Source organism: Pseudomonas sp. AIG (assembly GCF_977020205.1).
The window spans coordinates 1-18,086 of sequence record NZ_CDROCK010000037.1 but is presented as its reverse complement, the minus strand read 5'-3'; the positions used below and the strand labels follow the sequence as shown (position 1 = coordinate 18,086).

The 18,086-nt window shown below is 59.3% G+C and carries 15 protein-coding genes; 6 read left to right on the top strand and 9 right to left on the bottom strand.

The genetic code is table 11. The annotated features are described in order from the left end of the window. Positions 1 to 52: 52 nt before the first annotated feature. The 5 genes from ACWR1S_RS20255 to ACWR1S_RS20235 all read right to left on the bottom strand — a co-directional run bounded on the left by ACWR1S_RS20255 (position 53) and on the right by ACWR1S_RS20235 (position 5,053). Positions 53 to 754, bottom strand: coding sequence for an ABC transporter ATP-binding protein (locus tag ACWR1S_RS20255; RefSeq protein WP_008082262.1), 702 nt, complete (start codon positions 752 to 754; stop codon positions 53 to 55). Beyond that, entirely contained in the window at positions 755 to 1,522 is a 768-nt protein-coding gene (gene livG / locus ACWR1S_RS20250; protein WP_077571419.1) for a high-affinity branched-chain amino acid ABC transporter ATP-binding protein LivG, read from the bottom strand. Beyond that, the gene (locus ACWR1S_RS20245; RefSeq protein WP_454564721.1) at positions 1,519 to 2,775 is read right to left on the bottom strand and encodes a high-affinity branched-chain amino acid ABC transporter permease LivM; all 1,257 of its coding nucleotides are present in this window, start codon (positions 2,773 to 2,775) and stop codon (positions 1,519 to 1,521) included. Before ACWR1S_RS20245 ends, livG begins: the two co-directional genes overlap by 4 nt. Next, positions 2,772 to 3,695: a high-affinity branched-chain amino acid ABC transporter permease LivH gene (gene livH / locus ACWR1S_RS20240; RefSeq protein WP_008082254.1), complete on the bottom strand. Its 924-nt coding sequence runs from the start codon at positions 3,693 to 3,695 to the stop codon at positions 2,772 to 2,774. The genes ACWR1S_RS20245 and livH overlap by 4 nt, the downstream gene beginning before the upstream one ends. A 230-nt stretch (positions 3,696 to 3,925) precedes the next feature. Beyond that, positions 3,926 to 5,053 carry a branched-chain amino acid ABC transporter substrate-binding protein gene (locus ACWR1S_RS20235; RefSeq protein WP_034154998.1) on the bottom strand — a complete coding sequence of 376 codons (1,128 nt, stop codon included), beginning with the start codon at positions 5,051 to 5,053 and terminating at the stop codon, positions 3,926 to 3,928. Positions 5,054 to 5,405: 352 nt separating this feature from the next. Between ACWR1S_RS20235 and ACWR1S_RS20230 the strand changes: the two genes are divergently transcribed. Beyond that, positions 5,406 to 5,726 carry a DUF2288 family protein gene (locus tag ACWR1S_RS20230; RefSeq protein ID WP_454564720.1) on the top strand — a complete coding sequence of 107 codons (321 nt, stop codon included), beginning with the start codon at positions 5,406 to 5,408 and terminating at the stop codon, positions 5,724 to 5,726. Between the two features lie 307 nt (positions 5,727 to 6,033). On the opposite strand, the gene ACWR1S_RS20225 is transcribed toward ACWR1S_RS20230, so the two are convergent. Further along, positions 6,034 to 8,232: a hypothetical protein gene (locus ACWR1S_RS20225; protein WP_064119773.1), complete on the bottom strand. Its 2,199-nt coding sequence runs from the start codon at positions 8,230 to 8,232 to the stop codon at positions 6,034 to 6,036. 197 nt (positions 8,233 to 8,429) lie between these two features. On the opposite strand from ACWR1S_RS20225, the gene ACWR1S_RS20220 reads away from it, so the two are divergent. Next, positions 8,430 to 9,326, top strand: coding sequence for an NAD(P)-dependent oxidoreductase (locus tag ACWR1S_RS20220; RefSeq protein WP_454564719.1), 897 nt, complete (start codon positions 8,430 to 8,432; stop codon positions 9,324 to 9,326). Here the strand turns inward: ACWR1S_RS20220 and ACWR1S_RS20215 are convergent. Both ACWR1S_RS20215 and ACWR1S_RS20210 read right to left on the bottom strand, forming a co-directional pair. Continuing rightward, complete coding sequence (locus ACWR1S_RS20215) at positions 9,217 to 11,499, bottom strand: putative bifunctional diguanylate cyclase/phosphodiesterase (RefSeq protein ID WP_454564718.1); 2,283 nt, start codon at positions 11,497 to 11,499, stop codon at positions 9,217 to 9,219. The two genes, ACWR1S_RS20220 and ACWR1S_RS20215, sit on opposite strands and share 110 nt — an antisense overlap. 149 nt (positions 11,500 to 11,648) lie before the next feature. Beyond that, positions 11,649 to 12,017: a YkgJ family cysteine cluster protein gene (locus tag ACWR1S_RS20210; protein WP_077571423.1), complete on the bottom strand. Its 369-nt coding sequence runs from the start codon at positions 12,015 to 12,017 to the stop codon at positions 11,649 to 11,651. Between the two features lie 301 nt (positions 12,018 to 12,318). On the opposite strand from ACWR1S_RS20210, the gene ACWR1S_RS20205 reads away from it, so the two are divergent. Continuing rightward, a complete protein-coding gene (locus tag ACWR1S_RS20205; RefSeq protein WP_454564717.1) occupies positions 12,319 to 13,668 on the top strand; it encodes a spinster family MFS transporter in 1,350 nt (449 codons plus the stop codon). 255 nt (positions 13,669 to 13,923) lie between these two features. On the opposite strand, the gene rapA is transcribed toward ACWR1S_RS20205, so the two are convergent. Then, positions 13,924 to 16,770: an RNA polymerase-associated protein RapA gene (gene rapA / locus ACWR1S_RS20200; RefSeq protein ID WP_454564716.1), complete on the bottom strand. Its 2,847-nt coding sequence runs from the start codon at positions 16,768 to 16,770 to the stop codon at positions 13,924 to 13,926. A 267-nt stretch (positions 16,771 to 17,037) separates the two neighbouring features. Here rapA and ACWR1S_RS20195 point away from each other — a divergent pair, with 267 nt between their 5' ends. From ACWR1S_RS20195 to ccoM, 3 genes are all read left to right on the top strand, one after another. Next, positions 17,038 to 17,379, top strand: coding sequence for a hypothetical protein (locus ACWR1S_RS20195; protein WP_003222394.1), 342 nt, complete (start codon positions 17,038 to 17,040; stop codon positions 17,377 to 17,379). 97 nt (positions 17,380 to 17,476) lie between these two features. Next, the gene (locus ACWR1S_RS20190) at positions 17,477 to 17,638 is read left to right on the top strand and encodes a hypothetical protein (RefSeq protein WP_201227655.1); all 162 of its coding nucleotides are present in this window, start codon (positions 17,477 to 17,479) and stop codon (positions 17,636 to 17,638) included. A 145-nt stretch (positions 17,639 to 17,783) separates the two neighbouring features. After that, positions 17,784 to 17,897, top strand: coding sequence for a cytochrome c oxidase subunit CcoM (ccoM, locus tag ACWR1S_RS20185; protein ID WP_003222396.1), 114 nt, complete (start codon positions 17,784 to 17,786; stop codon positions 17,895 to 17,897). The last annotated feature ends 189 nt before the right edge of the window (positions 17,898 to 18,086 follow it).

The following is an 18,086-nucleotide window of genomic DNA, read 5'->3' as shown; positions in this document are numbered from 1 at the left end:
TCGCAGGCATAAAAAAACGGCCCGAAGGCCGTTTTTTGTTTAGCGACATGCATCAACCGCCGAGGTACGCCTCGCGTACTTTCGGGTCGGTCAGCAGCGCTTCACCGGTGCCTTGCATGACCACGCGGCCGTTCTCCAGAACGTACGCCCGGTCAGCGATTTTCAGCGCCTGGTTGGCGTTTTGCTCGACCAGGAACACCGTCACACCGTCCTTGCGCAGCATTTCGATGATGTCGAAAATCTGCTGGATGATGATCGGTGCCAGGCCCAGCGACGGTTCGTCGAGCAGCAGCAGTTTCGGCTTGCTCATCAGCGCACGGCCGATGGCGAGCATTTGCTGTTCGCCACCAGACATGGTGCCGCCGCGTTGGTTGAAGCGTTCTTTCAGGCGTGGGAAGAGGCCGAGAACCTTGTCCATCTGTTCCTGATAGTCGCCTTTGTCGGTGAAGAAGCCGCCCATGGACAGGTTTTCTTCAACGGTCAGACGGGCAAACACCCGACGACCTTCCGGCACCACCGCGATGCTTTTGCGCATGATCTGCGACGAGTCCTGGCCGACCAGTTCTTCACCCATGTAGCGGATGCTGCCGCTGTGCGCTTGCGGCGAACCGCAGAGCGTCATCAGCAGCGTCGACTTGCCGGCACCGTTGGCGCCGATCAGGGTCACGATCTCGCCCTGACGGACTTCGACGTTGACGCTGTGCAGGGCCTGGATCTTGCCGTAGAAGGTGGAAACGTTTTCGAACTGCAGCATTTACGCTTCCCCCAGGTAGGCTTTGATCACTTCAGGATTGTCGCGGATCTGTTCCGGCGTACCGTCGGCCAGGGGCGTGCCCTGGTTGATCACGACGATGTGGTCGGAAATGCTCATGACCAGTTTCATGTCGTGTTCGATCAGCAGCACGGTGACGTTGTGCTCTTCACGCAGCACGCTGATCAGCGCCTTGAGGTCTTCGGTTTCCTTCGGGTTCAGGCCGGCGGCCGGTTCGTCGAGCATGAGGATCCGCGGGCGGGTCATCATGCAGCGGGCGATTTCCAGACGCCGTTGCTGACCGTAGGCCAGGGTGCCGGCGGTACGGTTGGCGAACTCTTTGAGGTTGACCTTTTCCAGCCAGTACTCGGCAAACTCCATGGCCTCGCGCTCGCTTTTGCGGAACGCCGGGGTCTTGAACAGGCCGGCCAGGAAGTTGGTGTTCAGGTGACGGTGCTGGGCGATCAACAGGTTCTCGACCGCCGTCATGTCCTTGAACAAACGCACGTTCTGGAAGGTGCGCACCACGCCTTTGAGGGCGATCTTGTGGCCCGGCAGGCCTTGAATCGGCTCGCCGTCCAGCAGGATGCTGCCGCCCGTTGGCTGGTAGAAACCGGTCAGGCAGTTGAACACGGTGGTCTTGCCGGCGCCGTTCGGCCCGATCAATGCAACCACTTGTTTCTCTTTGACGGTCAGGGCCACGCCATTGACCGCGAGCAAGCCGCCGAAGCGCATGCTCAGGTTTTCAACCTTAAGAATCTCGCGGCTCATTTTCGCAACTCCATGTGTGGGCGTTGCATCGGCAGCAGACCTTGTGGACGCCAGATCATCATCAACACCATCAGCGCACCGAACATCAACATGCGGTATTCGCTGAACTCACGCATCATTTCCGGCAACAGAATCATCACCACGGCCGCGAGAATCACGCCCAGTTGCGAGCCCATGCCACCCAGCACGACGATGGCGAGGATGATCGCCGACTCGATGAAGGTGAACGATTCTGGCGTCACCAGACCCTGACGGGCAGCGAAGAAGCTACCGGCGAAACCGGCGAAGCTCGCCCCCAGGGTGAACGCCGACAACTTGATGATCGTCGGATTCAGACCCAGTGCACGGCAGGCGATTTCATCTTCACGCAGCGCTTCCCACGCACGGCCGATCGGCATGCGCAGCAGGCGGTTGATGATGAACAGCGCCGCCAGCGCCAGCAACAGAGCAACCAGGTAAAGGAAAATCACCTTGTTGATCGAGTTGTATTCGAGGCCGAAATATTCGTGGAAGGTCTGCATGCCTTCCGCCGCTTTACGCTCGAAGGTCAGGCCGAAGAACGTCGGTTTCTCGATGTTGCTGATGCCGTTCGGACCGCCAGTGATGTCGGTCAGGTTACGCAGGAACAGACGGATGATCTCGCCGAAGCCGAGGGTCACGATCGCCAAGTAGTCACCGCGCAAACGCAACACCGGGAAGCCCAGCAGGAAGCCGAACGTCGCCGCCATCAGGCCGGCAATCGGCAGGCAGATCCAGAAGCTCAAGCCGTAGTAGTGCGACAGCAGCGCGTAGCTGTAGGCGCCGACGGCGTAGAAGCCGACATAACCAAGGTCGAGCAGACCGGCCAGACCGACGACGATGTTCAGGCCCAGGCCAAGCATCACGTAGATCAGGATCAGCGTCGCGATGTCCACCGCGCCACGCGAGCCGAAGAACGGCCACACCAGGGCACCGATGATCAGCGCAATGATGAAGTAGCGTTGCGTGGTCGGCAGGGTCAGGAAGTTGCTGGCCTTGGCCGGGATCAACGGCATACCCGGCGAGGATTTCCACGCCTTGCTGATCTGCTGGTTGAACAGCACCCGCAGGAACATCAGCACCGAGCAGAAGGCGATGGTCGCCAGAATCATCGGGCTGGTGTTGTGCACTTCGAGGTTGATGCCGACGATGGTCAGTTTCAGACCGAGTACCGGGTAGGCCACAGCCCACACCAGCAAAGCACTGAACAGTGCCTGTTTAAGATTCCTAGTCATACTTTCTCAACCTCCGGACGGCCCAGAATGCCGGTCGGACGGAACAACAGCACCAGAACCAACAAGCCGAAAGCCACGACGTCCTTGTATTGGTCACCGAAGATATCGGCGCCAAACGCTTCTGCCACCCCAAGCACCAACCCGCCGAGCATGGCGCCGGGGATGCTGCCGATGCCGCCGAGTACCGCCGCGGTGAAGGCTTTGAGGCCGACGAGGAAACCGGCGTTCGGGTTGATCACGCCGTATTGCATGCTCAGCAGCACAGCCGCAATGGCCGCCAGCGCAGCACCAATGACGAAGGTCAGGGCGATGATGTTGTTGGTGTTGATGCCGAGCAGGTTGGCCATCTTGATGTCTTCGGCGCAGGCGCGGCAGGCGCGACCCAGGCGAGAACGGGAGATGAACAGCGTCAGGCCGAGCATGGCGATCAGGGTCACCACGAACACCACGATTTGCATGTAGGAGATCAGCACTTCATGTGCGCCACCTGGCCCGAAGGAAATGTTCCCGGGGATCAGGTTGGGGATGGATTTGTCCTTGGAGTCTTGCGCCAGCAGAACCGTGTTCTGCAGGAAGATCGACATACCGATGGCGGAGATCAGCGGGATCAGACGGTTGCTGCCGCGCAGGGGGCGGTAGGCGATCCGTTCGATGCTGTAACCGTAGGAACTTGTCACGACGATGCTCGCGATGAAGGCTGCGGTCATCAACAGCGGGACGTTGTCGATTCCCATCATGGCCAGCCCGGCGATGGCGATGAACGCCACGTAGGAACCGATCATGTACACCTCGCCGTGGGCGAAGTTGATCATTCCAATGATGCCGTAAACCATCGTATAGCCGATGGCAATCAGGGCATACGTGCTGCCAATGGTCAGACCATTAACCAGCTGCTGGAAGAAGTGATAGAGGTCAGGCATTACAACGCTCCTAAAAACCTGATACGCATTTCACTGGTGGAGTCATTTTCCCGCCCGGCCCCGTGGATCTATATCCACTTCGAATCCGGGTTTTGCCAGCGAACCGCTGATGACGGTTTTGAGATTTTCAGGTGGGGAGACTGGCGGATCACGCCAGCGCGGCCCATACATTCGTAAAACAAAGCCCACGGCACGCCGTGGGCTTTATTGGCAGTCAGTCAGGCAGCGCCTTACTGAGGGGATACTTCAGTTTTTGGTTTGCCGAAGTGCCACTCGTAAACCACAAATTTGAAGTCCTTCAGGTCGCCCTTGGCGTCGAAGCTCAGGTCGCCAGTCGGGGTTTTGAAGGTGCCAGCGTGAATGGCTTCAGCCACTTTGGCCGGGTCTTCGCTCTTGGCTGCGGTGATACCGCCGGCAATCACTTCAACAGCCGAGTAGGAAGGGAACACGAACGGGCCGCTCGGATCTTCTTTCTTCGCCTTGAAGGCATCTGCCAGAGCGATGTTGGCCGGATCCTGGTCGAAGGATTTCGGCAGGGTTACCAGCAGACCTTCGGAAGCGTCTTTGGCGATCTGCGAAATGGAGTCGTTACCCACGCCTTCCGGACCCATGAACTTGGCTTTCAGGCCTTTTTCAGCGGACTGACGCAGGATCAGGCCCAGCTCAGGGTGGTAGCCGCCGTAGTAAACGAAGTCGACGTTGGCTTGCTTGAGCTTGGCGATGATCGAGGAGAAGTCCTTGTCGCCGGCGTTGACGCCTTCGAACACGGCAACTTTGGTGCCTTTCTTCTCGAGGGTGGCTTTAACGGCGGTGGCGATGCCTTCACCGTATTGTTGCTTGTCGTGCAGCACAGCAACGATTTTCGGTTTCACGTGATCGGCAATGTAGTTACCGGCGGCAGGGCCCTGGGCGCTGTCCAGACCGATGGTACGGAAGACCATTTTGTAACCACGGGCGGTGATGTCCGGGCTGGTGGCAGCCGGGGTGATCATGATCACGCCTTCGTCTTCGTAGATGTCCGAAGCCGGTTGAGTGGAGCTGGAGCACAGGTGACCGACCACGAACTTGACGCCGTCGTTGACGACCTTGTTCGCGACCGCTACCGCTTGTTTCGGATCGCAGGCATCGTCGTATTCAACGGCTTCGAGTTTCTTGCCGTCGACGCCGCCCTTGGCGTTGATTTGTTCGATGGCCATTTTTGCGCCACTGAACTGCATGTCGCCGTACTGGGCTACTGGACCGGTTTTTGGACCGGCGATACCGATTTTGATGGTGTCAGCTGCGAACGAATGGCTGGCAACCCCGGCCAGAACCATAGCGGCAAACAGTTTGGAAATCTGCTTAGTAGCCTTAGTCATAGTGCTCCACTCTTACTGTTGTAATTTTTTTGAGTTCTGGCGCCGTAGCAGCAGAACCGGGTCAGATATCTTTGCGATACCCTCCGGAAATGCCCCCGGCAACTGTACCGGTACAGTGTAGAGCGCCGGTTGTCAGCCTGGGAAGCGGGCGCCGAGGGGCAAAACTTGGGGGTGTCGCATTTTTGAATGAAAAAGACAGAATTGCGGCGGGGCGTTCGTGGGCATATAGCCCAATCAGCAGCATTCCTTGGCGTTCCTGCTCTTTTCGTTCGGTGCAGCCTTTTGCAACCGGGTTTTGCTGGCGGACCACCAACGTTATTATTCGCGTCGATTTCTTTTCCGGACAGCACCCATGAATCAAGAACCTAGCACCCTCTATGCCAAGCTGCTTGGTGAAACCGCATCTATTACCTGGAAAGAGTTGGAGCCGTTCTTCGCCAAGGGTGCCCTATTGTGGGTCGACGCGGCGCTGGATTTGATCGCGGCTGCTGAGGCCGTGGCGTCGGATGAAGGCGAGAAAGTGGCTGCCTGGCTGGCCGAAGACAAAGTCGCCAAGCTGTCTGAAACGCGGGCGCTGGATCTTTTCGAACGCGATCCACAGCTGTGGGCGGTGGTGGTTTCGCCGTGGATTCTGATCCAGGAAAGGGCAGGCGCTGCCGGCGTCGCACCTTGATGGTGCGGCCGGTCATCGGCGAAAAGTGTGTAGCGGAGTAGCGTGATGGCACGTTGCCGTAGAGAAACACCACAAGCGAAGGTGGCCTCACGGTGACGTAAACGTAACGGGAACAGTTTAGTAAGCAGCCTAACGGCTGCTTAATTGTTTCTGGATATGATCGTTCCCACGCTCCGCGTGGGAATGCATCAATGGACGCTCTGCGTCCGCATTGGGACGCAGAGCGTCCCGGGCGGCATTCCCACGCAGAGCGTGGGAACGATCGTGGGAGCGAGCCTGCTCGCGAATGGGGCGACTCGGTCCTGGATCAGACCGTGAACGACTTCCCGGTATGGTTATTCAGCGAAATAACCTTGGTCTTGCCAATCCGGTGACGGTAAATCTCACGCAGATACTTGATCGACTTCTTCACACAATCACGCGACAGGCGAATGTCATTGATCGAGACAAACTTTTCTTTGTCGTTGATCAGCTCGCGGTACTTCTTCTCGTACATCGGTTTGATCGCGTACCAGTTGGTATCGAGGATCTTCGCCGGGTTTTCGAACTCGTTGAGCAGGTCGTCGATGCGGTCTTCGTCGAACTCCTCGTTGATGATGAAATCGAGGATCGAGTTGTCCAGGGTCTCGTCGAAACGGTACGGGTTCTTCGCGAAGCAGCGCTTGATGAACGCCACGATCAAAGTCAGGAAGTCGTCCGACAGGCACGGGCTCTTGGCGATCAGGGTGGTCAGCGACAGGTTGGCCGAAGCACCGATCACCAGCGCATAACGCTTGAGCGTGGTGTTGGGGAACAGGCTGTTGAGGTGGGTCTTCAACCGGTTCAGGTCCATGTACGACAGCTTGTAGTCTTTCGGCAGCGAGACGATCGAAACCACCGACGAGCAGTTCTTGAAGAAGTGCAGGTCGTGCAGGGCGGCGGCGTCGTAACCGGAATTCTTGTACTGCTCAAGCGAAGCGCGATAACGCTTGGACTCGATCGGCAGCAGGCTGATGCCTTCGATCGCCTGCGTGACCTTGTTGAAGTGCGGCAGGTCGATCGAGCGGAAGAACAGGTCGTCGATGTTCAGGCGCTGCGGCTCTTTGTCGAACACCTTGAACTTGTCGCTGCTCGGCGGCGGGGTTTCCGGCACCACCGACTCGGCGTAGGCAATCGCCACCGGGCCGGCCAGGCTCATGAACAGGTCATTGGCGTCGAGGCGAATGGTTTCGCCGATGTCGATGCCGGCGCGACGGAAGTAGTTCTGGTCGTAGTCCGTGGTGACGGCCTGCGCCGTCAGAATGTTGAATATCTGCTGCGAGATGTACTGGTTGGCGTGCTTTTCCATCGCATTGACATCAATGTTCTGGATGTTGCCGTCATCGCTCTCTTCGGCGTAACGCATGATGTCGTTGGAGATCAGCATCATCGCGTTCCATGGGCGGATACGGCCCATGACGCTGGCTTCGCTGCTGTCTTCGTTAGCGAAGTTGTAAGAGAAATCCCATTCTTCCGAAAGGTATTTGCACAGCAGGCGACCGGCGTTGATGTGCAGCGCCTCGGACATTTCGCTGCGGTGATCGGAAATGTTCGGCAGCACGCAGATGCCGCTGGTGAAGATCGGTTCGAACACGAACGAATGACCGCTCTTGCCGTCATGCTCGTCCATCGGCTTGGTGTCGAACGTCTTGTTCATGTACGAGTGCTGCTGGGCCAGACCGAATTCCGAAGCCATGCCGGAACCGGTACCGCCGCCGGCACTGAAGATCGAGAAATACAGGCGCGACTGGTTGGCCTTGATGCCACAGCTGTCGATCAGATACGAGTGGATCATTTTCCAGTCAGGGCTGGAGAAACGCTGGGTGTCCTTGTTGAGGATGATCTTCGCCAGGTACTGGCCGAGGATCGGCGCGTTACCGGCGCCACCGGCGTGGACTTCGGACAAGTCCATGATCTTCATTTTGCTGTAGTCGCGCAGGAAGCCGCTTTTCTCGCCTTTGCGTGAGAAACGGATGCGCCCGGCGATGTCTTTGTCGAGGTCGCCGAGCATCACCAGCGGTTCGACCAGAAACACCGGTTTGGTGGATTTGTTCGGGCCGATGCGCAGGTTGTTCTTGATCCACTGCGCCGGGCTGTAGCCCTTGTCGGCCAGTCGGCGATCCGCCGCACGGTCTTCGTTGTTGAATTCGTTGAGGTAGAACTTGCGCGCGTTGTACACCAGCTCCGCGACATCGAGGGCGATGTTGGAGCCGCAGCGACCGAGGCCGATCAGGCACACCGAGGGGAATTCCTGATCGTTGTGCTGCTCGTTGTCGCCTTCCAGGTGCGGCGGGCGCGGGAACACCAGATCACGCAGGCCGTCGAGGTTGTCGAGGATGCGGTCGGTATTGGTTTCGGTGAAGTACAGGTATTGCTGAGTCGACAGCGGGCGCGACGGGACCAATGGCTTCGACGATGAAGGGCTGTTGGCAGCGGGGCTTAACGTCAGATCGGATACCGCAGTGGCGGGATTATTTTTAGAAGTCATTGTGCGCCATATACCTGGACTGGTTGGCTCGCGAGCCTTTTGCCTGCGAACCTCACGGAATAAGATCTCGCGTCTTTTATTTGCGCGTATTGAGCCCGAGCGTCAGGGATTTGGCCTGACTGTCGCTGGGGGGAATCCTTTCCTGATCGTTGATGAATCGGCCATTATTCGGCGATCTTTAATCGAAAAGAGGCAAAATGATGTCAACGCTACCTTCGTTGGGGTTCGCCGGAATCGGTCTGATGGGCCTGCCGATGTGCCGGCGTCTGTTGGCGGCGGGTTACCCGCTGACCGTGTGGAATCGCAACCCGGACAAATGCGCGCCACTGGTCGAGGCCGGTGCCCGGCAGGTTGAGAGTCCGGCTGAACTGTGCGAACACGCCGACGTGGTGATGTTGTGTCTGGCCGATACGGCGGGGGGGGGCGGGGGCGGGTTCGGCCTGGACGGTGGCGCCGAAGGCGCGGAAAACAATCAGTTGCTGGTGGATTTTTCCAGCCTGGAACCGACGGCCACTCGCGAAATGGCGGCGCAACTGCTGGAGAAAACCGGCATGTCCTGGCTGGATTCACCCGTGTCCGGCGGCGTGGTCGGCGCCGAGGCCGGTAGCCTGGCGATCATGGTCGGCGGTGATGCGGCGGACCTTGAACGCGTGCGCCCGGTGCTGCTCAATCTCGGTCAACGTGTCACGCACATGGGCGGCATCGGTGCCGGTCAGGTGACCAAGGCCTGCAACCAGATGATCGTTGCCTGCAATGCGCTGGTGATCGCCGAAGTGGTGGCGCTGGCCGAGCAGGCCGGGGTCGATGCGAGCCTGATCGCCGAAGCGTTGGCCGGCGGTTTCGCCGATTCAAAACCGTTGCAGATTCTGGCGCCGCAAATGGCCGAAAGCCGTTTCGAACCGATCAAGTGGCACGTGCGCACCTTGCTCAAGGATCTCGATACGGCAGTGAAGTTTTCCCGCGAACAAGGCTCGGCGACACCGATCAGCGGATTGGCCGCACAATTGATGCGCCTGCATGGGGCGCAGGGCTTTTTGGCGCAGGATCCAGCGACACTGGTGCAAATGTACCGCGCGCCAGAATCAACGGATTGAGCGCGTGTGAATGTTTGCGCTGATTGATTTCTTCCAGCACCGGGCGCAGCTCGTCCAGCGGTACCGGGCGGCTGAGCAGGTAACCCTGAATGAAGTCGCAGCCCGAGCGTTCAAGAAATTCGTATTGCTCCAGGCTTTCCACGCCTTCGGTGACCACCTGCAAATGCAGGGTGTGCGCCATGACGATGATCGCCTGGACAATCTCCATGTCGGCGGTTGCCGTGGGAATGTCGAGGATGAACGAGCGGTCGATCTTCAAGGTGTTGAGCGGTAGGCGCTTGAGGTAAGCCAGCGACGAGTAGCCAGTGCCGAAGTCGTCGATCGACAGCGACACACCGAGCGCGCGGATCTGCCGCAGCAGCACCAGGGTGTTGGCGATGTTACCCATCAACGCGTTCTCGGTGACTTCCAGTTCCAGCCGTTCCGGCGCGACACCGGCAGTGCGCAAGGCACTTTCGATTTCAGTGGCCAGTTCTTCCCGGGCGAGATTGAGCGGCGAGCAGTTCCAGGCGATTTTCAGCTCTTCGCAGCCATGCCGTGACAGTTCACCCAGATCCTTGCAGGCGCGGCGCAGCACCCAGTTGTCCAGTTCGGCGATCAGGCCGTTGTTTTCGGCGATGGTGATAAAACGATCCGGGGTCAGCAAACCGTGCAGAGGATGTTGCCAGCGGATCAGCGCTTCCAGTTTGGTGACACGGCCGGTTTTCAGTTCGAAGATCGGTTGGTAATAGAGCGTCAGACCGTTTTCTTCGCGCAGGGCATGGCGCAGTTCTTCTTCCAGTTGCAGCTCGAAACTGGCGCGGGTCTTGAGGTTGGAACTGAAAAAGTGCAGGCCATTACGTCCCGCGCCTTTGGATTGATACAACGCCAGATCGGCGTGCTTGAGCAGTTCTTCGCAGGTGCTGCCATCTTCCGGAAACAGACTGATGCCGATGCTGGTGGTCATCACCATGCGGCGCCCGGCCAGTTCGATCGGCTCCTTCATTTTGAGCATGATGCGCTGGGCCATACTGCGGGCTTCTTCGCGCTCACGCAGGTTAATGAGGATGCAGAACTCGTCGCCACCGAACCGCGCGACCACGTCTTCATGGCTGCGCACCGAGCCTTTGATGTGCTGGGCGATCACCTTGAGCAGTTCGTCACCAGCGTCGTGACCGAGGCTGTCGTTGATCCGCTTGAAGTGGTCGATGTCGAGAAACATCACCGCGAGCATGCCGCCCTCGGTGGCTTTCTGGCAGAGTTTCTCGGCGAAGATCTGGTTGAACCCGCGGCGGTTGATCAGGTTGGTCAGGGCGTCGTAGTTGGCCGCTTGTTGCAGCGACATGCGCGCCTGATCGAGCTGGCTAAGCAGGGCGTTGACCCGGCGCAGATCCTCTTCTTTGTTCTGCAGCTTCTTGTCGGCCAGCGCTGCACTGATCGCACTGCCAAGGATCAGCAGGATGATCAGCGCCACGGTCAGGCCTAGTTGCAGATGCCCGTTATCGCCGCCGCTCGCTGTCAGGCCTCCCTCGGGAAGAACCAGATCCAGCGCAGCCATGCCGGTGAAATGCATGCTGATGATGCCGGCGCCGAGAATCAGCGCAGCGCTGTACTTGAGCAACTGATGCGCCACGCCGCCGCCTTCGCTCAGATAGCGGGCCACCCACAGCGCGGCGAAACTGGCGCCGATGGCGATCGCCACAGACAGCGCGAACAGTCCTGGTTGATAGTAGGCGGTGGCGCTCGACTTCATCGCCGCCATGCCAACGTAATGCATACCGGCGATGCCCAGGCCGATGACAAACGCGGTTTTCAAGCAATGCAACGCACTCGGCTGCGCTTCGCTCAGGGTTTGCATGGCCAGCCAAGAGGCGAGCAGGGCGATCAGCAACGAGAAAAGGGTGATGCCAAGGTCGTACTGAATGTCGATAGGTGTCTGGAAAGCCAGCATGCCGATGAAATGCATGGCCCAGATGCCGCCGGCCAGGCAGGTCGCGCCGATCCAGCGCCAGATCCGCCGCGACCCCGGATCTTCGGCATTTACAACGCGCTCAGCCATATCCAGAGTGGCGAAACTGGCTGCGCAGGCGACCAGATACGCAACCATCACCAGGAGAGAGTTGTGACTGCAATCGAGGATGACCTGCCCGCTCTCCGGCAGCTCGGTAACAAACTGCAAACCAAGCCACTCCATAGCATGCCCCGTCTCTGAAGTCGTCCTGACTGCGCGGTGAACGCAGGCGAATGACAGGAGTATAGAGGCGGTTTTTGGACTGGAAGGGGTAGTGGCACATTGGCGCTAATGATTTCGGCATTAGCGTCATAGCGATTGGCGCTAAAGGCTCAAGCGATCTGTTCGAAAGGGATTTGCGCCCAGTCCGGTTGCAGCGGCGGCAAGCCGAAACGCGCGCGAGCCTTGTCGCAATCGACATTCTGTTCGCCGTTTTCCCATGACGATTCGAACTCTCGGCAGGGGCTGGAGCGCAATTCATAAATCGAGCACTTCACCTCGCTGCCGACTTCGCCTTCCAACGCCGTGCAGCGTGGCGATTTGCAGTCGGTGCCGTTCATCGCCACCCGGCTTGGGCTGATCTGCGTGACCAGTTCATCGGGCACCGTGCCGCCGGAAGATGAGCACTCACCCCAAAAGAAAGACACGCGAAAATGGGAACAGCAGGCACCGCAATTCAGACACGGACTGACTTCAGACATGGGCGAGGGTATCAAAGGGATTGATCGGGAGATCCGGACGGATCCGGCGGCCATTCTAGGCTTTGCCGCAGACTTGGGAAGGGGGACGCGAAACTATTTTTTTGTGGCAAGGTTTTGCCGCAAAAGCCCCGGTTTTCGGGGGATTGCAGGCTTATCAAGGGCTTACGTTTCGTTACAGTGCCATGGGCCGATATCAGGCAGACGAATGATCACAGACAGCCTCGGCGCGGCTGACTAGATTGCAGGTTCCGGGCTCGGATGCGTTGGCAGTGAAGCCCTATAACAATAAAGAGACGGACCCATGCAGAACTCGACCCAAGCGGCGAATGCCTGGCGCATTCTGTTCCTGCTGTTCCTCGCCAACCTGTTCAACTTCTTCGACCGCACCATTCCGGCGATCATCATCGAGCCGATCCGCATGGAATGGCACCTCAGCGACTTTCAACTGGGGATCGTCGGCACGGCATTCACCCTTGTTTACGCGATCGCCGGCCTGCCTTTGGGGCGGATGGCCGATACCGGTTCGCGCAGCAAGCTGATGGGCTGGGGTCTGGCGACGTGGAGTGCGCTGACGGCGGTCAATGGTCTGGTCGGCAGTTTCTGGAGCTTTCTGATCGTGCGCATGGGCATCGGCATCGGCGAAGCCAGTTATGCGCCGGCGGCTAACTCGCTGATCGGTGATTTGTTTCCGGCGCACCGGCGGGCACGGGCGATGGGGATTTTCATGCTCGGTTTGCCGTTGGGCCTGTTGCTGGCGTTCTTCACCATTGGTGCGATGGTCAAGGCGTTCGACAGCTGGCGTGCGCCGTTCTTTATTGCCGCGGTGCCGGGGCTGATCCTGGCGATCTTCATGTTTTTCATCAAAGAGCCGAAGCGCGGCGCGGCGGAAACCGTGCAAGTCTCGCAAGAGAAAGTCGACAGGCCGATCCGGCGGATTCTGGCGGTTCCGACTTTTCTCTGGCTGGTGCTGGCCGGGTTGTGTTTCAACTTCGCGACGTATGCCTGCAACTCGTTTCTGGTGCCGATGCTGCAGCGCTACTTCCTGATGCCGTTGCAGGACGCGGCGGTGGCCACCGGGATGATCGTCGGCGTCACCGGGCTGGTGGGTTTGACGCTGGGCGGCTGGATTGCCGACAAGATTCACCAGCGCGTGGCCAATGGGCGGCTGTTGTTCGCGGCGTTCAGCCTGATTATCTCGACCTTGTGCACGGCGTGGGCGTTGCATTCAGGGCGAATCGAGATTGGTGTGTTTGTCGCGGTGTTCAGCGTCGGCTGGCTGTTTGCCTACAACTTCTACACCTGTGTTTACACGGCGATTCAGGACGTGGTCGAACCGCGTTTGCGGGCGACAGCGATGGCGTTGTTCTTTGCCGGGCTGTATCTGCTGGGCGGCGGTTTGGGGCCGGTGGTGGTCGGTGGTCTGTCGGATCATTTTGCGCACACGGCGATGGCGGCGTCCGGGGCGGAGCAGATGACCGAGGCGTTCAAGGCTGTTGGGCTGCATGACGCGATGTATTTGATTCCAGTGGCGCTGTTTTTGACCATGGTGTTTCTGTTTCTGGCGGCGCGGTGTTTTGTACGCGATGCGCAGCGGATGAAGGAAGGGTTGGTGGCGGTGCTTGAGCCAGAGGTTGCAGTAGCGACTGCTTAAGATCAAAAGATCGCAGCCTTCGGCAGCTCCTACATGGGAATGTGGTTTCCTGTAGGAGCTGCCGAAGGCTGCGATCTTTGCTTTTGCTTTGATGATCGTTCCCACGCTCTGCGTGGGAATGCCTCAAGGGACGCTCCGCGTCCCAACTCGCGAAAGAGACGCGGAGCGTCTCGGGCTGCATTCCCACGCAGAGCGTGGGAACGATCGGCCCGCATCACTGCGGGCCTTGTTGTTTTCAGCGGTGGGGCAGGGCGATTAGCCCGCCACCAACACCCGAATCGCTTCCAGTCGCAACGCAGCCTTGTCCAGCATCGCCAGACCCTGCTCGCGCTGCTCACGCAACGCCACCAGTTCGCTGTCACGCACGGTCGGGTTGACCGCTTGCAACGCGGTCAGGCGCGCCAGTTCTTCGTCGGTGTCGGCCGCCAGACGGCGACGGGCCTCGGCCACGCGCTCGGCGTGACGTGGGGCGATCTTGTCTTCACCTGCGTTGATCCGTGGCGTCAGCTGATCGCGCTGGGCCTGGATGAACTTGTTGGCGCTGGCACGCGGCACGCTTTCCAACTGGTCGTTCAAGGTCTCAAACGAGACGCGAGCCGACAGGTCGTTGCCGTTGGCATCGAGCAGGCAGCGCAGCGCGGCCGGTGGCAGGTAACGGCCCAGTTGCAGCGAACGCGGCGCTACCACTTCGCTGACATACAGCAGTTCCAGCAGCACAGTGCCCGGTTTCAACGCCTTGTTCTTGATCAGCGCGACGGCGGTGTTGCCCATCGAACCGGACAGCACCAGGTCCATGCCGCCCTGCACCATCGGGTGTTCCCAGGTGATGAACTGCATGTCTTCGCGCGACAGCGCCTGGTTGCGGTCGTAGGTGATGGTCACGCCTTCGTCGTCGCCCAGCGGGAAACTGGCGTCGAGCATTTTCTCGCTCGGCTTGAGGATCAGGGCGTTTTCCGAATGGTCTTCGCTGTCGATGCCGAACGCGTCGAACAGGGTTTCCATGTAGATCGGCAGGGCGAACTGATCGTCTTGTTCGAGGATGTCCTCGACCAGAGCTTCACCTTCGCCGGCGCCGCCGGAGTTGAGCTCCAGCAAACGGTCACGGCCGGTGTGCAGTTCGGCTTCGAGACGCTCGCGCTCGCTGCGCGCTTCGTCGATCAGCGCTTGCCACTCACTGTCGTCGGCTTCTTCGAGCAGCGGCAGCAGGCGCGGGCCAAACTGGTGCTGCAAGGCGTTGCCGGTCGGGCAGGTGTTGAGGAACGCGTTCAGCGCTTCGTGGTACCACTGGAACAGGCGCTCTTGCGGGCTGGTTTCCAGGTACGGCACGTGCAATTCGATGATGTGCTTCTGGCCGATCCGGTCGAGACGACCGATACGCTGCTCGAGCAAATCCGGGTGCGACGGCAGATCGAACAGCACCAAGTGGTGAGCGAACTGGAAGTTGCGACCTTCACTGCCGATCTCCGAGCAGATCAGCACTTGCGCACCGAACTCTTCATCGGCGAAGTAGGCGGCGGCGCGGTCACGCTCAAGGATGTTCATGCCTTCGTGGAACACCGTGGCCGGGATGCCGGAACGCACGCGCAGGGCGTCTTCCAGGTCCATCGCGGTTTCGGCGTGGGCACAGATCACCAGCACTTTGGTGCGCTTGAGCATTTTCAGCTGATCGATCAGCCATTCGACGCGCGGGTCGAATTTCCACCAGCGTTCTTCTTCACTGGCGTCCGGCTGCGCCTGGAAGCTGACTTCCGGGTACAGCTCGGCGTGTTCGCCCAACGGCAGTTCGAGGTACTCGTCCGGGCACGGCAGCGGGTACGGGTGCAGTTTGCGCTCCGGGAAACCCTGCACGGCAGCGCGGGTGTTACGGAACAGCACGCGGCCGGTGCCGTGGCGATCGAGCAGTTCACGCACGAGTCGGGCGCTGGCTTCGCTGTCGCCATCGTTGACCGCGGTCAGCAGGGCTTCGCCTTCGTTGCCGAGGAACCCTTGAATGGTTTTGTGCGCTTTGGCCGAGAGACGGCCCTTGTCGAGCAATTCCTGAACGGCTTCGGCCACCGGGCGATAGTTCTCGCTCTCGGCGCGGAAGGCAGCCAGGTCATGGAAACGGTTCGGGTCGAGCAGGCGCAGACGCGCGAAGTGGCTGTCCTGACCGAGTTGTTCCGGGGTGGCGGTGAGCAGCAGCACGCCCGGGATGACTTCGGCGAGTTGCTCGACCAGCGAATATTCCGGGCTGGCTTTTTCTTCGTGCCAGACCAGGTGGTGCGCTTCGTCGACCACCAGCAGGTCCCAACCGGCGGCGAACAGTGCGTCCTGCGCCTTCTCGTCGTCGACCAGCCACTCCAGCGCGACCAGCGCCAGTTGGGTGTCTTCGAACGGGTTGGCGGCATCGCTTTCGATGAAGCGTTCTTCGTCGAACAACGCGACCTGCAGGTTGAAGCGGCGACGCATTTCCACCAGCCACTGGTGCTGAAGGTTTTCCGGGACGAGGATCAGCACGCGGTTGGCGCGGCCCGAGAGCAGTTGGCGATGAATCACCAGACCGGCTTCGATGGTTTTACCCAGACCCACTTCGTCCGCCAGCAGAACGCGCGGCGCGATGCGGTCGGCGACTTCACGGGCGATGTGCAATTGGTGCGCGATCGGTTGCGCACGCACGCCACCCAGGCCCCAGAGCGATGATTGCAACTGGCGGCTGGTGTGTTCAAGGGTGTTGTAACGCAGCGAGAACCACGCCAGCGGGTCGATCTGCCCGGCGAACAGACGGTCGCTGGCCAGACGGAACTGGATGAAGTTCGACAGCTGGGTTTCCGGCAGGGTGACGGCTTCGTTCTGCCCGTTGAGACCGTGATAGACCATCAGCCCGTCGACATCGTCGACTTGCTGCACGGTCATCTTCCAGCCTTCGAAGTGGGTGATGCTGTCACCCGGCGAGAACCGCACGCGGGTCAGGGGCGCATTCCGTAGCGCGTACTGGCGGGTTTCGCCAGTGGCCGGGTAAAGCACGGTCAACAAGCGGCCGTCCTGTGCCAGAACGGTGCCTAAACCAAGCTCTGCTTCGCTGTCACTGATCCAGCGTTGCCCCGGTTGATACTGCTGCGCCATGCTGCCTGACTCCCACCTTGAAAAAGCGGGCTATCTTAACGGAATGAGGGCTTCAGGGCCAAAGATTACTGGCGTAGGAGCTGCCGAAGGCTCGGGCCGCGTTCGGACGATCTTTTGATCTTTGAGAACCCTTGAGGTTTGAGCTGTCTGATAAAGATCGCAGCCTGCGGCAGCTCCTGCAGGGTGCCAAATGCGTCACAGATTTACGACGGATGGCTCAAGGCGCCTTTGCCGCAGCCGATAGCCTGCAGACAGGAGACCCTTTATATGTTGCCACCGATGCTCCCCTTGAGCGCTGTGCCGATCACTTCGCAGCAGGATCCGATCCGCCAGCGGCCGGACATTCCGCCGGTGGTGCCGGTGCAGGAAAGCTCGAACGAAAGCACGATCGATCTGCAAAAGCGCGATCCGGAAGAGGATCGACTGCTGGCGCGCGAAGAACAGCGTCGCCAGCAGGAGCGTGATCGTCGCCGCCGCGAAGCCGATGAGGACCCGGAAGAACACCTGGCGGTACCCGGTACCGAGTTGAACGCCGACAACACCGTGCCGGTGGTGCCGCTGATGGAAGATCAACCGCGCCAAGGCTTGTGGGTCGATATCGAGATCTGATCTTCGGCTGGTCAGCGCTGGTGTGACGTTGCATTATTGACCCGGTCCTGCCGGTGACGTGGCAGTTGTGATCCTTTACTGCGATGTACTGAACGCCATGAGCCAAGACGACAAACTGATCGACCTCAGCACTGAGCGCGCCAAGCGGGTGCATGACATAAAAGAGAAGCGCCTGAACGAAGTGCGCCAAGCGTTCGAGCAGGCGATGCCGCTGGGAAAAACCAAGAAAAAGTCGAAAAACAAGCCGAAAAAGCGTTGATATGCCCCTGCATCCGTTGATGCAGGTCATTTAATTTCCCTCCTTTATCTCCCTTCTTTGCTGGTATTGATCCCGGTCAATTTGTGCGCCTGTGTGTTTGGTAACTTAGTCCCATCGCAGCAGAGCAGGGGCCAGGAGGCCAGTCATGTTTTTCGATAACGTGGTGTTTGCCGGGGTCCTGACTGTAGGGCTGATGGTTCTGTTTTTTGCAGGGTTTGGATTTTTTATCTGGAAGGATGCGAATAAGCGCAAGAAGTGATTCTTCTGGATTGATGAGCACGCAAGGCATTTTGGGGCGACTTCGGTTGCCCCTTTTTTTTTGTGTCTTGGCGGCCTTTGGGCCGACCATGCTTTGGGTGTGCTTTGTGAATATCCGTTGCTGCGGTAACGGCTGCTTAGGGTTCCGCCCTGACGGCGGGTCACTTTTTCCAGACGCCGAAAAAGTAAC